Annotated in this window: 17 protein-coding genes; 7 read left to right on the forward strand and 10 right to left on the reverse strand. The window is 43.5% G+C overall.

The genetic code is table 11. The features are described 5' to 3' along the window. The first annotated feature begins 103 nt into the window (after positions 1 to 103). The 5 genes from R8G66_14195 (at position 104) to R8G66_14215 (ending at position 5,983) form a co-directional block, all read left to right on the forward strand. Positions 104 to 655 (forward strand): hypothetical protein, encoded by a 552-nt coding sequence (locus tag R8G66_14195; GenBank protein MDW3193521.1) that lies wholly within the window; start codon positions 104 to 106, stop codon positions 653 to 655. Positions 656 to 663: 8 nt separating this feature from the next. Next, positions 664 to 1,404, forward strand: a complete 741-nt coding sequence (locus tag R8G66_14200; GenBank protein MDW3193522.1) for a hypothetical protein — start codon at positions 664 to 666, stop codon at positions 1,402 to 1,404. Then, the gene (locus R8G66_14205; GenBank protein ID MDW3193523.1) at positions 1,401 to 2,084 is read left to right on the forward strand and encodes a hypothetical protein; all 684 of its coding nucleotides are present in this window, start codon (positions 1,401 to 1,403) and stop codon (positions 2,082 to 2,084) included. Before R8G66_14200 ends, R8G66_14205 begins: the two co-directional genes overlap by 4 nt. Before the next feature lie 63 nt (positions 2,085 to 2,147). Further along, positions 2,148 to 5,021: a PD-(D/E)XK nuclease family protein gene (locus R8G66_14210; GenBank protein MDW3193524.1), complete on the forward strand. Its 2,874-nt coding sequence runs from the start codon at positions 2,148 to 2,150 to the stop codon at positions 5,019 to 5,021. A 149-nt stretch (positions 5,022 to 5,170) separates the two neighbouring features. Then, entirely contained in the window at positions 5,171 to 5,983 is an 813-nt protein-coding gene (locus R8G66_14215; GenBank protein MDW3193525.1) for a hypothetical protein, read from the forward strand. Between the two features lie 253 nt (positions 5,984 to 6,236). On the opposite strand, the gene R8G66_14220 is transcribed toward R8G66_14215, so the two are convergent. From R8G66_14220 to R8G66_14245, 6 genes are read right to left on the reverse strand one after another with little or no spacing between them, the layout of a single operon-like run. Next, positions 6,237 to 7,523, reverse strand: coding sequence for a DUF58 domain-containing protein (locus tag R8G66_14220; GenBank protein MDW3193526.1), 1,287 nt, complete (start codon positions 7,521 to 7,523; stop codon positions 6,237 to 6,239). A gap of 58 nt (positions 7,524 to 7,581) precedes the next feature. Continuing rightward, positions 7,582 to 8,532, reverse strand: a complete 951-nt coding sequence (locus tag R8G66_14225) for a MoxR family ATPase (GenBank protein MDW3193527.1) — start codon at positions 8,530 to 8,532, stop codon at positions 7,582 to 7,584. Between the two features lie 14 nt (positions 8,533 to 8,546). Continuing rightward, positions 8,547 to 9,680, reverse strand: coding sequence for a DUF4350 domain-containing protein (locus R8G66_14230; protein ID MDW3193528.1), 1,134 nt, complete (start codon positions 9,678 to 9,680; stop codon positions 8,547 to 8,549). After that, positions 9,677 to 10,396, reverse strand: a complete 720-nt coding sequence (locus R8G66_14235) for a DUF4129 domain-containing protein (protein MDW3193529.1) — start codon at positions 10,394 to 10,396, stop codon at positions 9,677 to 9,679. The genes R8G66_14230 and R8G66_14235 overlap by 4 nt, the downstream gene beginning before the upstream one ends. After that, entirely contained in the window at positions 10,380 to 11,240 is an 861-nt protein-coding gene (locus R8G66_14240) for a hypothetical protein (protein MDW3193530.1), read from the reverse strand. Before R8G66_14240 ends, R8G66_14235 begins: the two co-directional genes overlap by 17 nt. Before the next feature lie 24 nt (positions 11,241 to 11,264). Continuing rightward, on the reverse strand, positions 11,265 to 12,236 hold the full coding sequence (locus R8G66_14245) for a stage II sporulation protein M (protein ID MDW3193531.1): 972 nt from the start codon (positions 12,234 to 12,236) through the stop codon (positions 11,265 to 11,267). A 44-nt stretch (positions 12,237 to 12,280) separates the two neighbouring features. Between R8G66_14245 and R8G66_14250 the strand changes: the two genes are divergently transcribed. Together R8G66_14250 and R8G66_14255 are read left to right on the forward strand one after the other, a co-directional pair. Further along, complete coding sequence (locus tag R8G66_14250) at positions 12,281 to 12,964, forward strand: RDD family protein (GenBank protein MDW3193532.1); 684 nt, start codon at positions 12,281 to 12,283, stop codon at positions 12,962 to 12,964. Positions 12,965 to 12,969: 5 nt separating this feature from the next. Then, positions 12,970 to 13,911, forward strand: coding sequence for a glycosyltransferase (locus R8G66_14255; protein MDW3193533.1), 942 nt, complete (start codon positions 12,970 to 12,972; stop codon positions 13,909 to 13,911). Positions 13,912 to 14,817: 906 nt separating this feature from the next. Here R8G66_14255 and R8G66_14260 read toward each other — a convergent pair. The 4 genes from R8G66_14260 to R8G66_14275 form a co-directional block, all read right to left on the reverse strand. Beyond that, positions 14,818 to 15,216 (reverse strand): hypothetical protein, encoded by a 399-nt coding sequence (locus tag R8G66_14260; protein ID MDW3193534.1) that lies wholly within the window; start codon positions 15,214 to 15,216, stop codon positions 14,818 to 14,820. Between the two features lie 7 nt (positions 15,217 to 15,223). Further along, on the reverse strand, positions 15,224 to 18,802 hold the full coding sequence (locus R8G66_14265; protein ID MDW3193535.1) for a DUF6443 domain-containing protein: 3,579 nt from the start codon (positions 18,800 to 18,802) through the stop codon (positions 15,224 to 15,226). Positions 18,803 to 19,079: 277 nt separating this feature from the next. Next, positions 19,080 to 19,997, reverse strand: a complete 918-nt coding sequence (rsgA, locus tag R8G66_14270; GenBank protein ID MDW3193536.1) for a ribosome small subunit-dependent GTPase A — start codon at positions 19,995 to 19,997, stop codon at positions 19,080 to 19,082. After that, the gene (locus R8G66_14275; protein ID MDW3193537.1) at positions 19,998 to 21,239 is read right to left on the reverse strand and encodes a glycosyltransferase N-terminal domain-containing protein; all 1,242 of its coding nucleotides are present in this window, start codon (positions 21,237 to 21,239) and stop codon (positions 19,998 to 20,000) included. Between the last annotated feature and the right edge of the window lie 99 nt (positions 21,240 to 21,338).

Genomic DNA, 21,338 nt, shown 5'->3' on the forward strand with positions numbered 1-21,338 from the left:
TACAATCTAGTAACAAATTGAAATGATGTTAAAAATCAAGCTAGTCCCTGATATTTGGCGGATGAGGCTTTAGTTTTATATTGAATTCAGCTCAAAACATCGAATGAAAAGAATTAAGACCAGCGTTTTTGTTTGCTTATTGGCTTATTTGGGGTTCCTGATGGGTTGCTACGTTGGTCCGGTCCCAACTTTTGACAGGGGTGCAGTTGAAGGCATGCAGCCTGTCTATGAAGAAGACCTGATCATCGAAAAAACCGGAAGTCGCGATCTGATCAATCCAGGTAAGATCCTTTCCTATGGGCCGATCCTGCTTGTGACCGAAAGGCAGCAAGGCATCCATGTTTATGATAACTCTGATCCTGCCAATCCGGTCAATTTATTTTTCCTGGAGGTGCTTGACAACAATGACGTCACCATCCGAAACGGGTTGATCTATTTAGACAATGGCCCTGATTTGGTTTCCTTAAAAGTGACCATCGATACACTTGTTGAGGTTTCTCGTGTCAGAAGTTTGATGAATTTTGACCAGCTTGACTTGAGTGAATTCCCCAGTGAAAATGACGTATACTACGAATGCCCGGACCCTGAAAGAGGACCCGTCGTATTCTGGAGAACAACTACATTAATGGACCCAAAATGCTACAAAAGAAGATGATCAAATCAATGAAATACCTATGCCTCGCGCTAGCAATCATGGTGATCGGCTGTAGCGAAGATGGAGATTCCATCTATCTGGGATCCGGAGATGGGTTCTCGGCAGTTTCTGGTTCTAATACGGGTTTTACCATGATCGGAGATTATTTGTATGCGCTGAGTTTCAAAGACCTTACCATCTACAATGTCAGCGATAGCAGTGAGATCGTACTGGAAAATCGGATAGAAATTCCTACGGATAGCGAAACTATTTTTGGCTATCAAAACTATCTCTTATTCGGGCGGCAAAACGGCGTTTCTGTTTACGATGTAAGTGAAATCCCTACCGATCCGGTTTTTCTCTCCGAATACCTCCATCAAACCGCTTGTGATCCGGTAATTGCCAGAGATGGCGTGGCTTATTTCACTATCCGATCCGGCAATGGCTGCGGCCCTGATCGCTCTGATCAATTGGTGGTCCTGGACATCTCTGATCCTACCAATCCCATTCCCATGAACGAGATAGACTTGTCAAGTCCACGAGGCTTGGCCATCAACGGGAATAAGCTCTTTGTGAGCGATGGTATTGCAGGTATTCGCCAATTCGATATCACAGATAAGTTCTCACCAGAGTTGATCGATACCCCAAGCGGTTCTTTTTCCAGCGACCTGATTGCCCTCGACTCAGTGTTGATCAGTGTAGGAGTTAACTCCGTTGATCAGTTCCTCATCGAGGAAAATGGTTTGAGCATTTTAAGCCGATTGCGATGAGAAAGACCCTGTTAATGATGCTACTAATTGGTCTCCCTGGGCTAATACTAGCGCAAAAAGACCGATGGAATGTATTTCATCGCACCACTGCATTGATCCACCCTAATTATCCTTCTCAAAATTTGGGTGTGGAATACTTTCCTATTCCTGGTGAGTTTTCGATAACAGGAGAAATTGGATTCATCGGTGCAGGTAGATTATCTGACGAACCATTTGTCAATAGTAGGAAGCATTACGGTGAACTACGGCAATACATCAAAGAAGGTGAAGATCGATTGGTTTTTATTGGTGTATCCTATCAATATCGTCATACCCAGATCGAGGATACCTATGTCCTAGGGTTCAATTGTCTGGGTTTGCAATCCCGAGATTGTGAACGGTACATGGAATACACCGGGCGCTTGACTTCAAGGTATCACGAAGCTCAGCTGATCCTGGGGGCTAAATCCTTCATCAGCGATTGGTTTTACTATGATGCCGTCCTCGGGGTTGGCGTAGGCGATCACCGACTGGACCGATCTCAGATCAATGACGGAAGTTTGGTTGAAAGAGGACGTTTCTGGCAGGAAAACTCTTTTGGGCCTAATCGACTTCAATTAAACGTGACCATAAAACTTGGCCTGGTGCTTGACCGGATATTTTCGCAAGGAGAGGAAAACCGTACTCCTGAGGGTAACTAAAATAATTATCGCCTAATACTAATAATCATGGGCCGTTCGCCGCATAAATCTTAATTTGGCGGCATGCAAACATTCCTTCAGGAAGTAGCTCAACATGTGCTGACCCAACACAAGGATCATCTTGATCAGGTAACGATCATCTTTCCGAACCGAAGGGCAGGACTATTTTTCCGAAAAGCCATTGGGCAACTGATTGACAAGCCCATCTGGATGCCTCGAGTTACAAGTCTGGAGGATTTCATACTGTTTCATTCCGAGCTGGAAAAGATCGATACTCTGGAAGCAATCTTGAGACTGTATGATGTCTACAAAGCCCAACAGCCCCGAGAAGAATCATTTGACCGTTTCTTTTTCTGGGGTGAAATGATCCTACGCGATTTCGATGAAATTGATCAGTATCTGGTTGAAGCGGATCAGCTGTTCACTTCGATCAAGAGTCAGAAAGAATTGGATGAGGAATTCTATTTTCTTGATGAAGAAGAACTGAAAGTCATTCGGTCGTTCTGGAGCACATTCCTTCCTGATGCTTCAAAAACGCAAATGGCTTTTCTGGAAACCTGGAAAATACTAAAGCCCATTTACCATCAATTCAAGACGCATTTGTCCGAATCAGGCAAAGGCTATGGTGGTCAAATCTATCGTCTGTTTTGGGAAGCTTTGAAAAACGATCAAGTGACCATTCAAGGACGATTGATCCTTGCCGGATTCAATGCCCTGACCAGTGCGGAAGAACGAATCATCAAACTGCTGGTCGAAAAGAACAATACGGAAATTCTCTGGGACCTGGATGCGCATTACCTCGAAGATGATAAGCAGGAGGCCGGGCATTTCTTAAGGCTATATCGAAAAGACACGCTACTCGGCAAGACATTCCCTGAAGCGCCACCCAAAGCCATCGCTGCACCGAAGAAGTTTAAAGCGATCGGTGTTTCATTAGAAGTGGGACAAGTAAAAGCCATGGCGGAGCACCTGGAAACATTGGCTTCTTCACCAGATTTTGTACCGGAGCAAACGGTGATTGTAATCCCCAACGAGTACATGTTGTTTCCATTGCTTCATGCGATACCTCCGAGCATCGAACAACTGAACATTACCATGGGCTATCCGATGAAAGACACGCCTGTGTTCAGTTTGCTGGAGAGCTTGCTCCAATTACAAAGTTCCGCCCGGGAAAATGTGGTTAATGGAAGCTCTTTTTATCACCGGCCGGTGATTGAGATTCTGGGACACCCACTCATCCTGCCTATCGCTGAAGAAGCGGGAGAAATGATCACTGAAGACATTACCAAACGCAACCTGATCTTTGTCTATCAATCCGAGCTCAAACTTCCTAAGCGCTTATTCGAGCTGATCTTTGCCAAACCGATCAAACCGCTGGTCTATTTATTGGACATTCTCAAAGAATTGCACCATTGCTGGAAGGATCAGGGAAATGACCTGGAATTAGAGTTCATCAGCCGGTTCTATCAACACACCGCAAAACTGGAAGAAATGATCGGTCAAAAAGCCGAGCAGTTGAGTTATGACTTCCTGATCAAGCTGTTCCGGAGACTATCCAGAAGTCTGAAAATTCCTTTCGGTGGAGAACCTCTGGAAGGGCTACAGATCATGGGGGTACTGGAAACAAGGAACCTGGATTTTGAAAATGTATTTATTCTGAACATGAACGAGGGTAGCTGGCCAGCTCCTCCGAAAAAAGGATCGTTCATTCCCTACAATATCCGAAAGGCTTTTGACCTTCCAGTCTTTGAACATCAGGACTCGATCTATGCCTATTTGTTTTACCGATTATTGCAGCGGTCCAAACAAGTTTGGTTTTACTACAATACCGTATCGGAGTTCAATGTGAATGGAGAAATCAGTCGCTACATCCGACAGCTGGGATTTGAAACCGAACATGAGATAGATTATCAGATCCTGGCCAATCCCATAGCGATTACGCCTGCACAGCCCATTAATATCGAAAAGTCACCTGAAGTCATGTTCAAATTGGGCCGATTCCAGGTAAGGCCTGGAGAATGGACACCTCGGCTAACTCCTTCAGCCCTGGACACGTATCTGTATTGTCGATTGCGGTTTTATTTCAAATATGTACAAGAGCTTTATGAGCCTGATGAATTGCAGGAAGAATTAAGCCCTATGGTCTTCGGCAACATCCTGCATGATGCCATGGAGATCCTTTACAAGCAATTCATCAAGAAAAACAAACGTCCAATCATAGAACCCAATGACTTCTTCGGACTGGAAAGTGGTGTAGATGGAGCGATCAATAAAGCCTTCATCAAACACTACGATGTAAAGAACGAGACCAAGTTCAAACTGGAGGGGCGAAACATCATCGCGGCAGAAATCATTAGAAAGACCGCCCTAAAAATCCTGCACTTCGATCAGCAGTATGCACCTTTCAAGATCATTGGCCTGGAAACCAGTACCAAAGACGGATATACTTTGGACTACCCGGTGACCGTCAATGGAAAAACCCTCACCATTGGGATCAAAGGGAAGATCGACCGACTGGATCAGAAGCAAGGGAAGGTCCGGGTCATTGATTACAAAACCGGAAAAGATGCCAAAGAATTCGGTAGTGTATCGTCCATGATCGATCGAGATGATCCCAAGCGCAATAAAGCCGCATTTCAGGTCTTTTTCTACAGCTACTTGTTTTACAAAACCTACAAAGGAGAATACACACAGATTGAACCAGGCCTATTTAATAGCCGGGACTTGTTTGACGATAAATTCAGTTGGCAGCTGGTAGAAAAAGCGGGACGAAGTGCTCATTCGGTCAATGAGTTCCGAGATTATCTGGAGTCTTTCGAGGAGATCGTAACAGAATTACTAACAGAGATCTATGATGCTGAGGTGCCTTTCAATCAGGTGGAAGACGAAAGCAAATGTCGTTTTTGTCCTTACAAAGAGATCTGCGGACGGGGATAAAAGACCTCCTCAATGTTTCTATTTCAGTCATTATCCACATTTTATGCCGATTGAACGAGATTTCAGTACGTGTCATCGCAATCATCTGGAGGGAGTATAATATTTATTTAAATTTGGCTTAATAGCTCAACACTTAGACATTTAATACCATGGACACGAGAGGAAAGCTGCTTATGGCAGGTGTGATGTGTTTCCTAAACATTGCTCTGATTGCCCAAACGAAACAGGAAAGGTCCGAAAACATCAAAGCACTGATCAAAAAAAATCACCTTGAGGATGTAGAAATCGTTGTGCATCGATTGGCAAAATCCAACGAGTTCCTAAACATATTGTTAAAGAATGGTCACAATGTCGATGTAGACAATGTGAAATTCAAAAAGAAGGACGTCAGTGTTGGTGAAGACATAGACATTTATGTAACCCACTTTAGTGAACATCAATCTTTCACCCTGCTGATGCTTCCAGTGAGTTTCTACAATCTAAGCATATACGACACGTTACTTTTTGCTTCATTGGAAGTGAGTGATGAATGGCTGGAAGATCGTTTCCATCAGCAAATCCCTTCCGAAGAAGCCAAGGCAAAAATGCTGGCCTCTGAAACGCATACTCTTCTACAAGAGCACATCGCTTATCAAGCAGATAAACACCTGGACTTAACAGGCATGGGTGAAATGCAAATTCAACTGCATGAAACTTACGTGTCCACCAGCGAAGTAACAACAGATCTTCGTGGATTAAGCAAGGAAGAGCGCGAGTTGATCACCAGTTCTTGGAGTCTCATCAAGAAGTCGCTATCCCACAATGCACACCTCAACATAGAATCGAATGTTTACGTATTTGGTGTAGATGACATGGACGTCACCTTTACCAGCGGAAACATCCAGAAGCACTTTAAGGTGACGCCAACCAATATTTTTGAGCGACACGAATTCTCGCTAATCAATGAATCGGATGGACAGTAGTCCTTGAACGTTTTACGCCATCACTCCTAAAATCTGATAACGCTGGTATTAATTTTTCATCTGATTATTCAAGAAGTAAAAATGTTAATCGGTTATTGAGTTTACCTACACCTGAAATTGTTATCTCTTGATTCTGGATTTCCTGCCGAAGGCATGGTGAACCATTTTGGGTGGTTCTTTATTGCGGGTTGGCTTTATTCTTTTGGGCCAAGACTTTCACTATTCCCAGATGTTTCCGGAATTATTGCTCGACTTATAAAACCCTACGATTCTTAATTTGAATGTAGCGATTCAAGACTTCCACGCTCAGGTTTTGTGGTGTGGTGTATAAGCTTAGGATACCCGCATGGTGTAGTTTTTCATGGATCAATTCCTTTTCCCGGATCATTTGAGCTGCAATGGCCTTTTGATAGATACCTTCAATCGAAGAGGATTCCTCCTCCATTACCAGGTCTACTTCGGTATTTCGAAAAAAGATTACCAGCAAAAGGTGCTGACGGTTGAGCATTTTCAGGTAAGGTAATTGACGCTCCAGCGAATGCTTCGATTCAAAGTTGGTGAACAGTAAGCATAAACTTCGCTGATTGATGTTTTTGTGGCAAAAGGTATAGAGCGAAGTATAATCCACTTCCGAAAAAGAGGTTTGCTCGTGATACAAGGCTTCCATCAATTTATGGATCTGGTTGGCCTGACGGTTGGCTTTCACAAAGGATGAAGGCTCTCCCTCAAAGGAGATCAACCCTGCCCGGTCCCCTTTTCGGAGGGCCACATGACTCAAAACCAGGGTCGCATTGATGGCATAATCCAGCAGGGTCATGCCTTCAAAGGGCATCTGCATGGAACGACTTTTGTCGAGCAAACAATAAACGCCCTGCGATTTTTCATCGGTAAAATGGTTGACCTGCAGGGTATTCTTTCTAGCGGTAGCCTTCCAGTTGATATGGCGTGGATCATCTCCTAGCACATAACTGCGAATGCTATCAAATTCCTGACTGTTACCCACTTTCTGTACGCGCTTTTGCCCCTGCACTTGTAACTGCTGGGAAATGGCCGCCAATTCCAATTGGTTGATATGGATAAAAGAAGGATAAACCCTAATGGTCACTTCCTCGCCGGCCTTTTCTCGTTTCTGTATCATCCCAAGGAGACTACTGACCAAAACGTTGGTGACACCAAAGTGGTATTCGCCGCGGGTCTTTGGAATGATATCGTACGATAGGTCACACAAAACTCCTGGTTTCAAATCCAATGTCATCTCAAAATCCCTGATCTGTAATTGATCGGGTAATTCATCAAGGATCACAAGGGAGACCGGGATCCGATAATGGCTTTGAATGGACAGATTAATGGTATTGACATCTCCATTGGAGAGGCGATCTTGTGCATGACGCTGCACCTCCACATACCCTTTTTGACCAAACAGCAGCCAAAAGTCAATGACCAACACGACCATATCAACAGCAAACAGTAATTGAGCGACGCTGTAAATGACCGGAAAATAATAGCCGAGCACGAACAGTACGATCAGTACTATCTGCAAAAAATAAAACCTACGTGTCGGAAAAAATTTCAACTCACTTCTCTGTTAATCCCAGGATCTATTTCGGCACCTCTACTTGTTGAATGATCTGCCTGCTGATCTCCTCAAGCGTGACTCCTTGTAATTCTGCTTCAGGAGTAAGTACCACCCTATGTTCGATGACTGGCCTTAATAAATACTGAATATCTTCAGGCGTCGTATAATCTCTTCCTTTAATAGCCGCAAAAGCCCGTGAAGCGTTCATCAGATCAATCGATGCTCTTGGTGAAGCACCTAAATACAAACTCGGATGTTCACGGGTATGCTGCACCAATGTCGCGATGTATTTCAATAAATCTGGCTTGATCAGGATTCCACCTATGAACTCCTGTATACCAGCTACTTCTTCTTTGGACAGTACCTTTTCAATAAACGCCAGTTTTTTGAAGCCATCTTGTTTGTTGATCAATTCCAGGATCTGTTGTTCTTCTTCTAAGGTAGGATAATCAACATTGATCTTGAACAGGAAACGGTCCAGTTGGGCTTCAGGCAACTTATACGTTCCCTCCTGCTCTACAGGGTTTTGGGTGGCAATGACCATGAAAATACCTTCCATAGGATAGACAATACCATCATTCGTGACCTGCTTCTCTTCCATTACTTCGAACAATGATGCCTGGGTTTTCGCAGGTGCGCGGTTAATCTCATCGATAAGCACCAGGTTGGCAAAAACCGGCCCTTTCTTATATTCAAAGTTCTGCTCCTTCAGATTAAAGATGGAAGTGCCCAGGATATCTGAAGGCATCAGGTCCGGAGTAAATTGTATCCTCTTAAAATCCGATTCCGTGATGGCGGCCATCAATCTTGAAGTGAGGGTCTTTGCAACACCGGGTACCCCTTCGATCAGCACATGGCCTCTGGCAAATAAGGCGGTCAGCAACAAATCAAGCATTTTCTGCTGTCCAATAAGCGCCTTGGCTGCTTCAGCCTTGATGGTTTCGGTTTTCTGTGAAAAGGTGGATAGATCCATAATTTCCTTGTTCTTCAACGTTGATAATTAAATTTCCGCAATCGGTCCTGAAAATTTCTAAGGTCTTCACTGGCCATATAAGTTGTCTTGGGTAAAGCCTCAATCTGCTCAAAAGTCCTGATTACTTCTGCTTTGTCCAATCCCGTCTTGGATGTGATGAATTGATAATATTTTTCCGTAAAAGCGGGTTTAACAAAATAGCGCTTTTGCAGGTCCAGAAAGAAATAGGCCGCCAATTTTTGAGCAGCTTTCGCATGCTTTTTTTCCCGAAAAAACAATGCTCCCATGGTCTTGATGAAATGCACGGTGGTATTTTCCGGAGGAGCAAGCACAGGAGTAGGCCGCTGTTTTCTACGGCTATTGATGATCAAAAAACATATCAAAGTCACCAGCGTCAGGTACAAGGCCCAGGTAAGCGCCCGCTCTGTCAAAACATATCGGAATGGCGATGTATTTTCTCTTCTTCCGGCATGATAATACTGCGTATAGTGTACACCACGCTCATCCAATTGACTTAAGGCAAATGCTGCAAATGCTGAATTCTGTAACATCCCATAGTTGCTAAACAATAAGGGAGCCGAGCACAAGATCAACTGTCCATTTCCGATGTTCCTTCGGATTAATACTGGTCGACCGGCTTTGGCTAACGTTTCCCAATCCTCTCCCAGCCTCGTAAATTCCCCATAAACCAGGGCCGAGCTATAACCATGACTCTCGTCATTGAAATGCAGTTCCAATGTATCGGAATAGATTGGAATCAATCGCTGCCCCTTGACGTTGGTCCTCACATTAAGGCTATCCTGCATACGCCCTGAGAATTGGGTTGCTGCGATCAATACAGAATGACCTTGTTCCAGTCGTTCATGTATTGCATTTAAATCTGTCTCGCTCGGAGCAAATTCTTCTGTTAAGATCAACACATTTCCTTGCCTTTCTTTTTCCTGATACAAAGTGGTACTGGAAAAAGTCACTTCTCCTGTAAATAGATCGGGTAGTCGCTCACCTAAAATGAAAGCACCATATGGCTCTTTGTCCTTTACATCATAGGTCGGCGCCCAAACCCTTGGAGTTGGGGAATAGTATTGTATCAGCACGTATAGTAAGAACAGTACTCCGATGAAGATGTATATCCAGCGTTCTTTACTCAATTGATCAATTGATTTGATGATGAAATTCCCGCTTCAAAATCTTGTTCCGTTGGTTCATAGTCCCCATACCATGTTGACTCGAATAGCAATCCGATTTTCTGGAATAGTGGCCGTTTTTCAGAAGGGAGTTCTTCGGTATATTCCAGTACGGTTTTCCACTTCATGAGTTTGACCACTCCCTTTCGATGCATGGCTTGCAGGGTCTTGATATACAGGTACCGGGCGGCTAGTTTACGGTCACCAGCACTCAAAGTCTGTTGAAAAAGCTGTTCATAGTCCTTTTCCTCTTCGAGTTCAGCTACCACTGGAATCGGGCCTCCCTTTTCACCAGTCCCTATCATCAAAGGGCCGTAGCGCATTCGAATGATCAATACCACTCCAAAGATGACTATGAGAATAACCACCAGTTTGAACAAGTTATCCATTAACCACGCTGCATTCTCTTCTCCGAGGATCTCCGCCAGTTGACTCAACAGCCAAAACAGAAAAATTCCAAACCAGGATGGTCCGGCAGCCATTTCTGAAGAATAATCAAATGCTGAATCTTCCTTATAATCCGCCAAGGCTTCCTGGTCGAATTGACGTAACGCCGGAGCAACTGTGACTGTTTGTTGAGCAAGACTGTCTGAAACAGTATTATTAGCATATGCAGGATGGCCCCAGAAAAGGAACAACACCAGTCCACAAAAAAGAAAAACGCTATTTGATGTTTTCAAATCCTTCGATTTCGGATTTAAGGCCGCGGCCTTCTGTCCTTTCGGTCAAGTTGAAATACTGAAACGCCAGTGCGATACTGGGCAAGGTGAATAATACATAAGACAAAGAGTTGATCACTGAGCTACTGACTACTTGCCAAAACTGGGCACTTTGGTCACTCAACAAATCCTCCGAACCAAACACTTCGTTTACTCCAATAACAATCCCAATAGGTAGAGCAATTGCAAAAGTGAGTATAGAAACTAACATGATCGTGACAACCAGCAATCCGAAAGTACTCCACCACTTTCCACGGATGAGCGTAAACGGCTTACTTATCGCCTCTCCTATGGAGATGTCTTCAAACACGTATACTGGAGCGGTCAGTGAAAAGACCACAGCCAGGTAGATACCCGGAATAAGGAAAAAGAACATACCCATCACGGAAATAATGGAGGTAGCAACAGAAATGACTACAATTCCAGCCAATTTTGGAACTAGTTTTTCTATCACTTCAAGGGGACGCACTTCCTGTTCATTGTTTTCTGTCATCCGCATGTAGGTGAATATTGAGCCAAACAATGCTGAATTCAAGACCAGAGAAAGAGTCATGGACAGCAGAAATACGGGTACCGCTTCCCCGATCAGGTTGAATATCTCGAACGGATCGTTAGCGCCAAACGTCATCCCTTGCAACTCCGCAAAAAAGTAATACTGAATGAATCCTCCTACCACGGTAAATGGCACCGTAACCACAAGGATCAATATAAACAAGGACAGGAAGTGTTGTCGTAAGTATTCAATCGTGGCATTGAACTTCTGACTAAAATCCCGGATTCGATAATATTCTATTCGTTGTGACATGTTGTTTTAAGGATTAAATAAATGTTATTCACTCGGTTCTTCCTCCATCTTATGCTTCCTCATCATAGGAAGTCCTACAAGGTAGAAAATAACAATGATCAAAGAAATGCCAATGATCAAAAGTTTTGCCCAAAGAGGCCAATGAGTGTTTCGGGTAACGACTGATTCCAGAAAGCCAGCTACGATAAAGAAAGGCACCAGACTGAGAATGATTTTCAGCCCTCGCCTGGCTCCTACTTTGAAGGCATGCATTCTGGGGTAATTTCCTGGAAAAAGCAAGCCATTACCCATCGATAAACCCGCGGCTCCTGCAATAATGATCGCGGATATTTCCAATGTTCCATGGATCCAAATGGTTAATATGGTTTCATCAAACAACCCTCGTGAAAAAAACAGGTAATGAAAAACACCAATCATCACGCCGTTGGTAAAGAGTACATAGGCTGTGCCGAGGCTAAACATCAATCCGGCAGCAAAAGCAAAGAAAGAAACACGGATGTTATTGATGGTGATCATAAAAAACATGGACGACTCTGAATGCCCTTTATAAACCGCCATAGGATCTCCAGTCTCTATGTTTTCATAGGTCATTTCCACATACGGATCTCCCAGGATCAACCGGGCAAAACCAGCATCATTGGAAGCAGATAGGGCGCCAATAGCAACACCGACAGCCATAATCAGAAAGGCGTACAACAAGTTTTCCCTGGACTCATAAAGCACTTGAGGAAGTTCCCGGGTCCAGAAAGTAACGAATCTACTCTTTTGCTCGGGCTTGTTCCGATAGAGATGGTGATGAACTTTGAGGGTCAGTTCCGCAAGGTATTGATACAACTGGGTATCCGGATATTTGGCTTTGGCATAAGCCAGGTCTTCCGTAAGGTGCACATACATCTCAGCAACCTCATCCGTAGACACGCCCTGCAATTGCTGGGACCTGGCTTCGTAGGATTTCCATTTTTCTTCGTTCTGTTTGACAAATACGGCCTGCCGCATGTTACCTTAGCTTTGTAAATCGGAAATTAGCACGCTCATTGCTCATGGCCAAATTTATTACTAATCAGAACATAGAAATACAGCTGGAATTGGCTGGTCTTGGCGATCGTATTTTAGCTTTCCTTATTGACGGAGCCATCATCCTGGCCTATGCCATCCTTGCCCTTGGTATTATCGGGATCAGTGACGAAGTAATGGTCGCGGTAATTTTAATACCTATGATGTTCTATAGTCTAGCCTTTGAAACGCTTAGCAATGGTCAATCTCCAGGTAAAAAAGTCAGGAATATCAAAGTCGTGCGGCTGAATGGTGGATCTCCCACATTTGCCAATTACTTATTGAGATGGCTGATCCGGCCAGTCGACATCATGATGAATGGCGCCGTAGCGATTGTGACCATTATTCTTACCAAGAATGGTCAACGATTGGGTGATCTTGTAGCGGGTACTACGGTTGTGAAAGCCACACGGAGGGTACAGTTCAGCGACATTAAGGCTGTAAAAAAAGAATCTCATGAAGTACAATTCCCGCAAGTAAGGCGATTGAACGATAAACAGATCAACCTGATCCGCAAAGCTCTGCAAACAAGGCGCGATGGCCACAATGGCGAAGGAGTGACCGAACTAGCCAATAAGATCAAGGAAATCTTACAAATCACGACGGACTTACCGGATGTAAAACTCCTCTATACCATCATTTCGGATTATGAAGCCCTTACGGCCGAGTAACGCTCATGGCTAAGGATAACACTTCTTTACCAAAAGTCAGTGTCATCTGTTTGTGTTACAACCACGCAGCTTTTGTACGAAGTAGCATACTTTCGGTACTGAATCAAACTTATCCCAATATTGAGGTCATCATTATCAATGATGCTAGTCCTGATAATAGCACTGACGTAATACAAGGAATATTAAAAGATCATCCTGAGATTCTATTTCTGGACCTTCCTCAAAATATTGGAAATTGCAAAGCTTTTAATCAGGGATTGAAAAAAGCAACTGGCAAATACATCATCGACCTCTCTTGTGATGATGAACTTAAAGCGGACCGCATTACAAAACAGGTCGCAGCTTTTGAAAGGCTTCCGAATGATTATGGGGTACTTTATTCGGATGCCACCTACATCGATGAGCAGGGAAAACCTTTAGGCGATCATTTTAGTAGCTTTTCTCCCACAAAGGGGGAAGTATATGCCGAACTGGTTCGTCGATATTTTATCGCGCCACCTACCATGATGATCCGAAAGGAGGTCTTAATGGAATTGGGGGGGTATAATGAAGCCCTGGCCTATGAAGATTTTGATTTTTGGGTGCGTTCAGCAAGGAACTGGAAATACGATTTTGTTAACGAACCGCTCACCCGGATCAGAAAAACAAGCGGATCGCTTTCTTCTAAATTCCATGTCCGTGATAGCCCTTTGATCGATTCTACTTTAACGGTGTGCAAAAAGATCAAAGCCCTCAATCAAAACGAAGCTGAAGATATCGCACTTGCGGAACGCATACAATACGAGTTGAAAATCGCGTGCCTTACCGGAAGCCGTAGCGCTGCCAAGGAGTTTTATGAGCTTCTAAGTTCAATACAGCCGCCCGATTTGGCTTCCAGGTTTTGGTTGCTGTTCAGTCGGTTGCGGTGGAATGTTTTTGCTTTGTTGAGGGGTATTCGGAGGGGTTGAGGCTAACATGTTCGTAATTATTGGTATCACTGATCATATTTCCGTTCGCGTCGTAGCTGTATTCTTGTGTTCCCACTGCAGATGTTACGTCCTTAAATCCTTGTGTGTTGTTGGTCCCATCTTCAACATGACTCAACTGATTCCCAAAATAGTCATAATGCAGATCGTAATCGTCGGGCTGAAAGCCCTAAAAATAGACATCACTCGGTCTTAGAAGCCGAGCGACTGCAAAGAGAGTTTCTAGCTTGCAAAGGCTGATAAGTGGTTCATTTTAGTTAGTGAACTACTTATGAACCGATTGAACTTCTTGTTTGAATTTCTGAATTTTTGACCTATTGACCATAATATGCTACAAAAACAGGGGATATAAAGCTCAAAACTACGTAAGTGGCTGCTATGATATTTCCAGCAATAAATTCGCTATTATTCTCTCCCTGATAAATTGAGATAAGCTCTCTATACTTTGATTTCGCCAGATAGGCATAATAATGAGGTATTCCCAGAATTACCATCGACATCATTACCTCAAGGTATGACCAATTTTTCGTTGGATTTTGAATTCCAAAAATAAAACTGCCTAGCCAACTTAATAGTAATAGATTACTGAAACTAAAAGCAATCATAAATATGAAACTAGTCTGGTGTAGAGAACTATCCATCCCAAGGAATGATATCCACTTGTAAATTCGATAACAAATATTCTTATGTATTCCCATCGGCGAATTTTGCCCCCTTCATCAAATACCTGCCGCATTATTTCAAATTCTACTCAACTCCATCTGTCCAGTTTCCATTGTTCTTTGCGGCAGATAAATTTTCGGAAAGATTACTTCTAAGTTCATCGGAACCAGTCATTTCTATAGTCATTCTACTGACGTCCTATGATTCCACTCTTATCAAGAATTATTAGGGCATTTCTTTTAGTGTAAAGCTCTTTTTTATTTGGGTTAAGGCGATAAATCCACCAATTGTATCTAGTTTATATAGCATATCAGAAGCATTGCTATATGCATAGTACGATGTGTCTGGACTATCTTCAGGTGAAAGCAATATATAATTTCTTCTAAAGTTTGATGTGTCTTGTTGATCGATTTCCAAGTAAAAATGTTTTTTTACTACTTGATCAGATTTCTCTTCCAGCGTAAAGAAGATGGTCAATTCATCCTTTTTCTTAAAGTAGATATTGAAAGATTGCCATCTCTTGTATCCATTTTTGATTAATTCTTCTTCTTTCAGAGAGTTATCATCATTCTTAGTTGAGGAACAACCAGCTATTATTAATATAACAATCAGTATTTTTTTCATTTAATAGCTATTTTAAATGTTTGGACACAATACCTCTACTAACAACAGGAGGTTCACCTAGACCAACTGGGCCAACATTCCCAGCTTGAGAAGACTGTATTTGAAAGCCATCTTTTGCTATTTCTTTACTACTTGGCAGTGTCTGTGAAGTGATAAATGACAGAACACCAATTGCGCCTTTTCCTTGCGGAGTTAACCCTATTATGCCTAAGGCAGTATTTGTTTGGTCTAGTTCATCTTGAGCCGCGGCTCTAGGAAAATCAATATCGTTAGTTGCGTTAAAGTTGGCAATTCCTTCGACATCTGAACTAAAATTTGGCCCGACATCAAATGTTGAACCATCATCCAACTCAACCGTACCACTACTAACTTCAACTGTGCCTCCTTGACTAGATATTTCGTTAAAACTGTCTTCTCCATCCTTCTTGATTGAAGTAGACTGAGAAAAATCGCTATTTACAACTTCACCGTCTCCATTAATATAAACAGTAGTTGTAGAAATAGTTCTTCTGATATTACCTACAGGAGTTGGACCATTATTTTTCGTGATTTTGAATTCCCCAGCACTAGTCTGTGTTGAAGTTGAAGTGACTTGAGTAACTTGTTTACCATTATATTCCGTCGATTTCACACTGGTTGTTTGATTGGTAACATCATAAGCCGCAGACTCCTGAGGCATCATCCCATCAGGATCAATGAACCTAATCGGATTATTGAAAGCATAATTGTAAGGCCCTTGCCTTCTCATCAGATCAGCTGCCGGATCAACACTCGTAAAGCGCCCGAGCTCTGGGTCATATTTACGGGCTAAGTAATCGTACCATCCTGTCTCTTTCTGTTCTTCGAACCCGTTGTACTTATACAGATTTTCTGGACTATCCGCCGAACTATTAAACGTGAGGCCGAAAGGATAGTAGTCTTGTCTCTGTACCACACTCCCCGATTCATTGACGGATACTCGCACATTACCTAAGTGGTCAGTGAGGTTGTATTCGTATAACCATGAACCGCTGTTGTATCTGGCCCTGCCTTCGGCATGCTGGACAAATTGTATAGCATTGTCTTTGTAGTGGAAGCCACTGGAATATGTCGTTGTTTCCGGGGAACCATCATCTACTGTCTTGCGGTGCTTGATGCCGGCCGCATCATAGGTGTAGTGGATCTTGGTGTTATCTGTGAGCGTGACTTGCTGGGGCAGGTTCAGGTAGTTGTATTGGATGTTGGTGATGCCTTTGTTGGTATCCGTAATCATGTTGCCATTGTCATCATAGGTATACTCTATGGTTCCTACTGGAGAGTCCAGATCCTTAAAGCCTTTGGTCGCACTTCGACTATCTTCTACCTGAATCAATTGATTCCCTTCATAATAATAGTCCAACTCATCAATTTTAATGAAGTCGCTTCTTCTCGTCAGGCTCAATAAGTTGCCATTCAAATCATAGGAGATACCTCCTACAGCAAAATACCCATTTTTATCTGTACTTCCATAGCCGGCATTAGTAATTCTATTCAAGGCATCATAGGAATATTGATACAATTGCTCGTTTTCATTTTGGCCTCCGCCATTTGTTTTCCAGAACCACTGTGCAATATTTCCATTGTACTGAGGATTTGGAGCATCATCGTATTTTAATTCCATCCCAAATTGATCATTGCCATCATCGAATGTGCCAGACCCTCCATTGATGGTTGTGAGCCAACCTCTCTCATTATAACGATAATCCACCGACTGTGCCGGTGCCCCATCATCATGCAGGTCTTTCTCGATCAACTGCCCAAGGGCATTGTAGGTATTGCTAGCCAGCGTTTTTGTACCATTTCCTACAACAGCATGTGTATGGGTAAGTAACCGATCCCGGTGGTCATAGGTGAATGTTTCATCGACGGTAGTGGTCGATCCATCCTTTCGATGTTTTGTCTTGGTACTTGCAACCAGTGGCACTACGTCATTTTTGTAAGTGGTCACGATCTCATCTACTTTTCCGAAATAGTTTTCTGCCATTTGGGCTTTGGGCCGTAATCGGTCATCATAGTAAGTGACTGACTTCAGGTGTTTAGCCTGGGTTGAAGTACTTTGATCATCCAATAGCAGGGTGAGGCTTCCGGTCACCAGTCCTATGGTATTTGAATAATGACCGGAATGGGTGTAGTTGGCTCCCCAGGTGAAATCAGTCACAAAATCGTAGTTGTCGTAGTAGGTTACAGTGAGTACTTGTGTTCCTGAGGCTTGGGGATAGCTGGTATCATCATAGCCATGGATGTTGCCATTAGCATTTCCGATATAGTCCACACTGAAGTCATAGTTGCTGTTGGTATCAATGAGGGTTTGTACCTCCTGTCGGTTGAGGGCTAAGGATTTGATCCCGGTCATGACAGGCCGGTTCAGGGCATCATACTTGGTATATAGCCATTGGTTTTCATTGGTGATGGCACTGGTGGCTTTTCTTGCGGTAAAGTCTTGTGCCTTGGTGATGTAGATGTCTGGCTTTTTGAATCGAATCTTGGCTCCGGGAGCGCGGACATAGCTTTTGCCCTGGTAGTTCTCGACAATGAGCTCTCCGTTTTCCACATATTCAACATTGCCAGACGAATTAGTTCCTGAAACAGTCGCTACATTTCTTCGGTTGCCATCCAGGGTCATGACCAGTCGATCTCTTTTATCATAGACCATCTCTACTTTCTCTGCGCCGGGCACTTGTTTTTCGATCATGCGGTTGCGATGATCGTATTGATAGCGAAATAGCCATTGCTTGCGGAAGGTAGCATCGTTGAGAAGGTTCCAGTTGGTACCTATTTCTACAACGGCTTGTGGTGGGATTACAAAAGTCAGCAGGTCGCGATTGTCATAGACATAGTAGGTATGTGTCTCATCAGCAGTACCTATTGCATTGATCTTACATATGACCTTGCCGGCTTTGTCGGTAAACTCCAACCTCTTTTTGCCATCTTCATCGGTAATCATTGTGCCTCGAAGTTGATTGGCGGCATAATCGGTAGTGGCCGTCATGGTCTGACCTAAAGACTGATCCACGGTGATCAATCGAATTTCGTCAGCGACTGTATTGAATCGATAGGCATAATCTACCGTATGTGTTCCTCCATGCAAAGAACTTCTCCAGGCTGTACCAGAAGCGCTGGTTTCCAGTGGTCGGTTCAATGGTGAGCTTTCGAACAGGGTTTGGCTGTAGGGATAGCTATTAGTGGCTACACCTGTAGGTGGATTGGCATAGAATCCTTGCTGTCCAGCGCCCACATTAATTTGATAAGCTCCTGAAGTCGAACTCGCTTCAAAGGGCAGGTAGTCTTTGTCCTGCCGACCGATAGGATCGTAGGTGTGCATCTTCACCAGGTCCTTGCCGGCAGGAGAAGCACCTTGCATCACTGCCTGGATGGTCCTGCCCAGTCCATCGACGTACACCACATCCGTTTGCACCATTTGAGGATAGTTCTGCTCATGGATCAGTGCACCAGAGATCGTATCTCGTGCCGTCAGGGTCTGGACGTAGTTCTGGGTGGTGGTTTGGGCAGTGGTGAGGTTGGTTATCAATAAGAGACTTAGCAGGAATAAAATCTTTTGTCGAGACACAAAAGAGGGCCTTTCAAAAAAACCTTTTGGTGATAACACCAAAGGGGGCTTGATTACATTAGTTGATTTGGTCGGTAACATGCGGTTTTGTGTAATACACTCACAAGTTCCGCTAATTACCAGACTATTTCACCTACAACTTCATGAACGTATCAAAAAACTTCATGTAAGTAATGAATTTGCCAATGAAAGGATAACGGTTTGGTGTTATTTCACTGCAGCGAAGGAGCCGCAAAAGATAACATTGTCTTTTATCAGAAACATTTCCGGATAGCCCTCACCTCCTATTATCATCATTTTCCAGCATACTGAGGTAGCTTTCAAAGCGACTTTCCGGGATTTCTCCTTCTTCCAGGGCTTCCATGACAGCACAGCCGGGTTCGCCCGTATGCATACAGTTATTGAAGCGACATTGCCCAATGTATTGCCTCATTTCGGGAAAATAATGCGAAAGCTCACTGTGCTCAATCTCTGCCAGACCAAGCTCTTTAATCCCAGGTGTATCAATGATGAATCCTCCTTGTTCTAATTCAAACATCTCCGCAAAAGTGGTGGTGTGTACCCCCTTATCTGCAAATTCCGAGACTTCCATGGTTTTCTGATGTACTTCATCGATCATTAGATTCACCAGGGTTGATTTACCGGTACCAGAATGACCTGACAACAGCGTAGTTTTATCCTTGAAGTAGGAATCGAGATGGCCCATTTCTCCCTCCTGAAAAGAAGTGAAAACAGTCGGATAACCAATATGATGATACAAAGCCGCGGTAAGTTCCAGCGCCTCCATCTCCGCTTCGTTGTACAGATCCGTCTTATTGATCACAATGATACCCGGAATCCTGAATGCTTCTAAAGTCACCAGAAATCGATCGATAAAGCCTAGCGAAGTTTTGGGTTGTCGTAAAGAAGTGATGAGCATCGCCTGATCAATATTAGCCGCAATCAAATGATGGTGTCCACGCTTGCGGGGTGATTCCCGGATGACATAGTTTGATCGATCCAGGATCTTTTTGATCACCCAGTCTTGCGTTTCCGTGAATTCCAGTAAAGCACGATCTCCCACAGCAATAGGATTCGTAATCTTTTTATCGACTAGTTTGTTTTTACCTCTCAACCGACATTTGATGACCTCTCCTTCCAGCGTTCGGACCCAGTACCACGAGCCAGTCGACTTCATCACTATTCCTTCATTCATTCACGCAAGTGCTTTTAGGTAGTCAAAGATAAGGTCTGTGGCCCCAGCTTGTTCTTCTACATAGGTCGAAGCTTTTTGCCCCGTAGATATATACGCTTCATCATCCGCTTCCAGTTGTTCGATCTTTTGCAGCATTTCTTCCGGTGCTTCGAGACTTAATGCTCCCCCGGAAACTTCCATCGCAAGGGCTTCCTGAAACTTGGCATTGCCTGTGTGACGGGCAAAAAAGATCGGCAACCCATAAACTGCGGGCTCTAAAATATTGTGTAATCCCTCATGAAGGGCCCCACCGACATAAACATAACGTCCATATCTGTAGATCTTGGCAAGCGAGCCAATTTCATCAATGATCAGGGTATGGGATGAACCTGAGACATCACCTTTCGACAGCAAAGTAGTCCCTTCAGGATCCAATTCCACAATTTGCTCAATGCTTCTTTCGTCAATGTGATGAGGAGCAAAAATCAAGCAGAAACACTCTCTAAGTTTTGGCAAAACAGGCGCTAAGAATTCAATATCGGAATACCAGGTACTACCTAAGATGATCGCAGGTTTTCCAGCAACAAATTCCTCAATCAATGGGTAACTAAAAGGCGTTTCTTTGATTGACAGCACGCGATCCAATCTCGTATCTCCAGCAACAGTTACAGCTTCGATACCATGCTGTTCCAACAAGGTCTTACTTTGTTCGTTCTGCACAAAAAAGTGTTGGATCTTCCGTAAAAGAGGAAGAAACAGGGCACTCCCTCGATGAAAATAAACCTGATCTTTTCGAAATATTGTAGAGATAAAAACCACTTTCACCTGTCGCTTAACAGCTTCATTCAACAGATTGAACCAAAACTCATACTTGATGAACAAAGCAACTTCCGGCTTCAATACCTCCAAAAAAGATTTAGCTTTCCCTGGCGTATCCAGAGGTAGATAGGTAACCAAATCCGCATGCGGATAGTCTTTTCGGATTTCATATCCAGATGGAGAAAAAAAAGTGAGCACAATACCATAATCAGCGAAGTTTTCACGCCATTTTTCCATCACAGGCCTACCCTGTTCAAATTCTCCCAAAGAGGCAGCATGGACCCATAAAACTTTTCCTTTATAGTTAGCTCGAAACTGCTGAAACTGTGGGATTGTTCTTTTACGCCCTTCAATGGAGCGCTTCACCTTCGAGTTGAATTGCCCCCAAACGAAGATCACCCATTGAAAAATGGAAATGAATGCATTGTAAAAGAAGTGGTACACCGGTACAAAAAAAATAGATTTCCAGCGTTTCTGCGGTTATTTCAGCAAAATCCGCACAAAAACTATGTATGGGTTTAACGTAGGAAATTAGTATATCAC

The organism is Cytophagales bacterium, from assembly GCA_033344775.1.
In the GTDB taxonomy this organism is placed as follows: Bacteria; Bacteroidota; Bacteroidia; order Cytophagales; family Cyclobacteriaceae; genus JAWPMT01.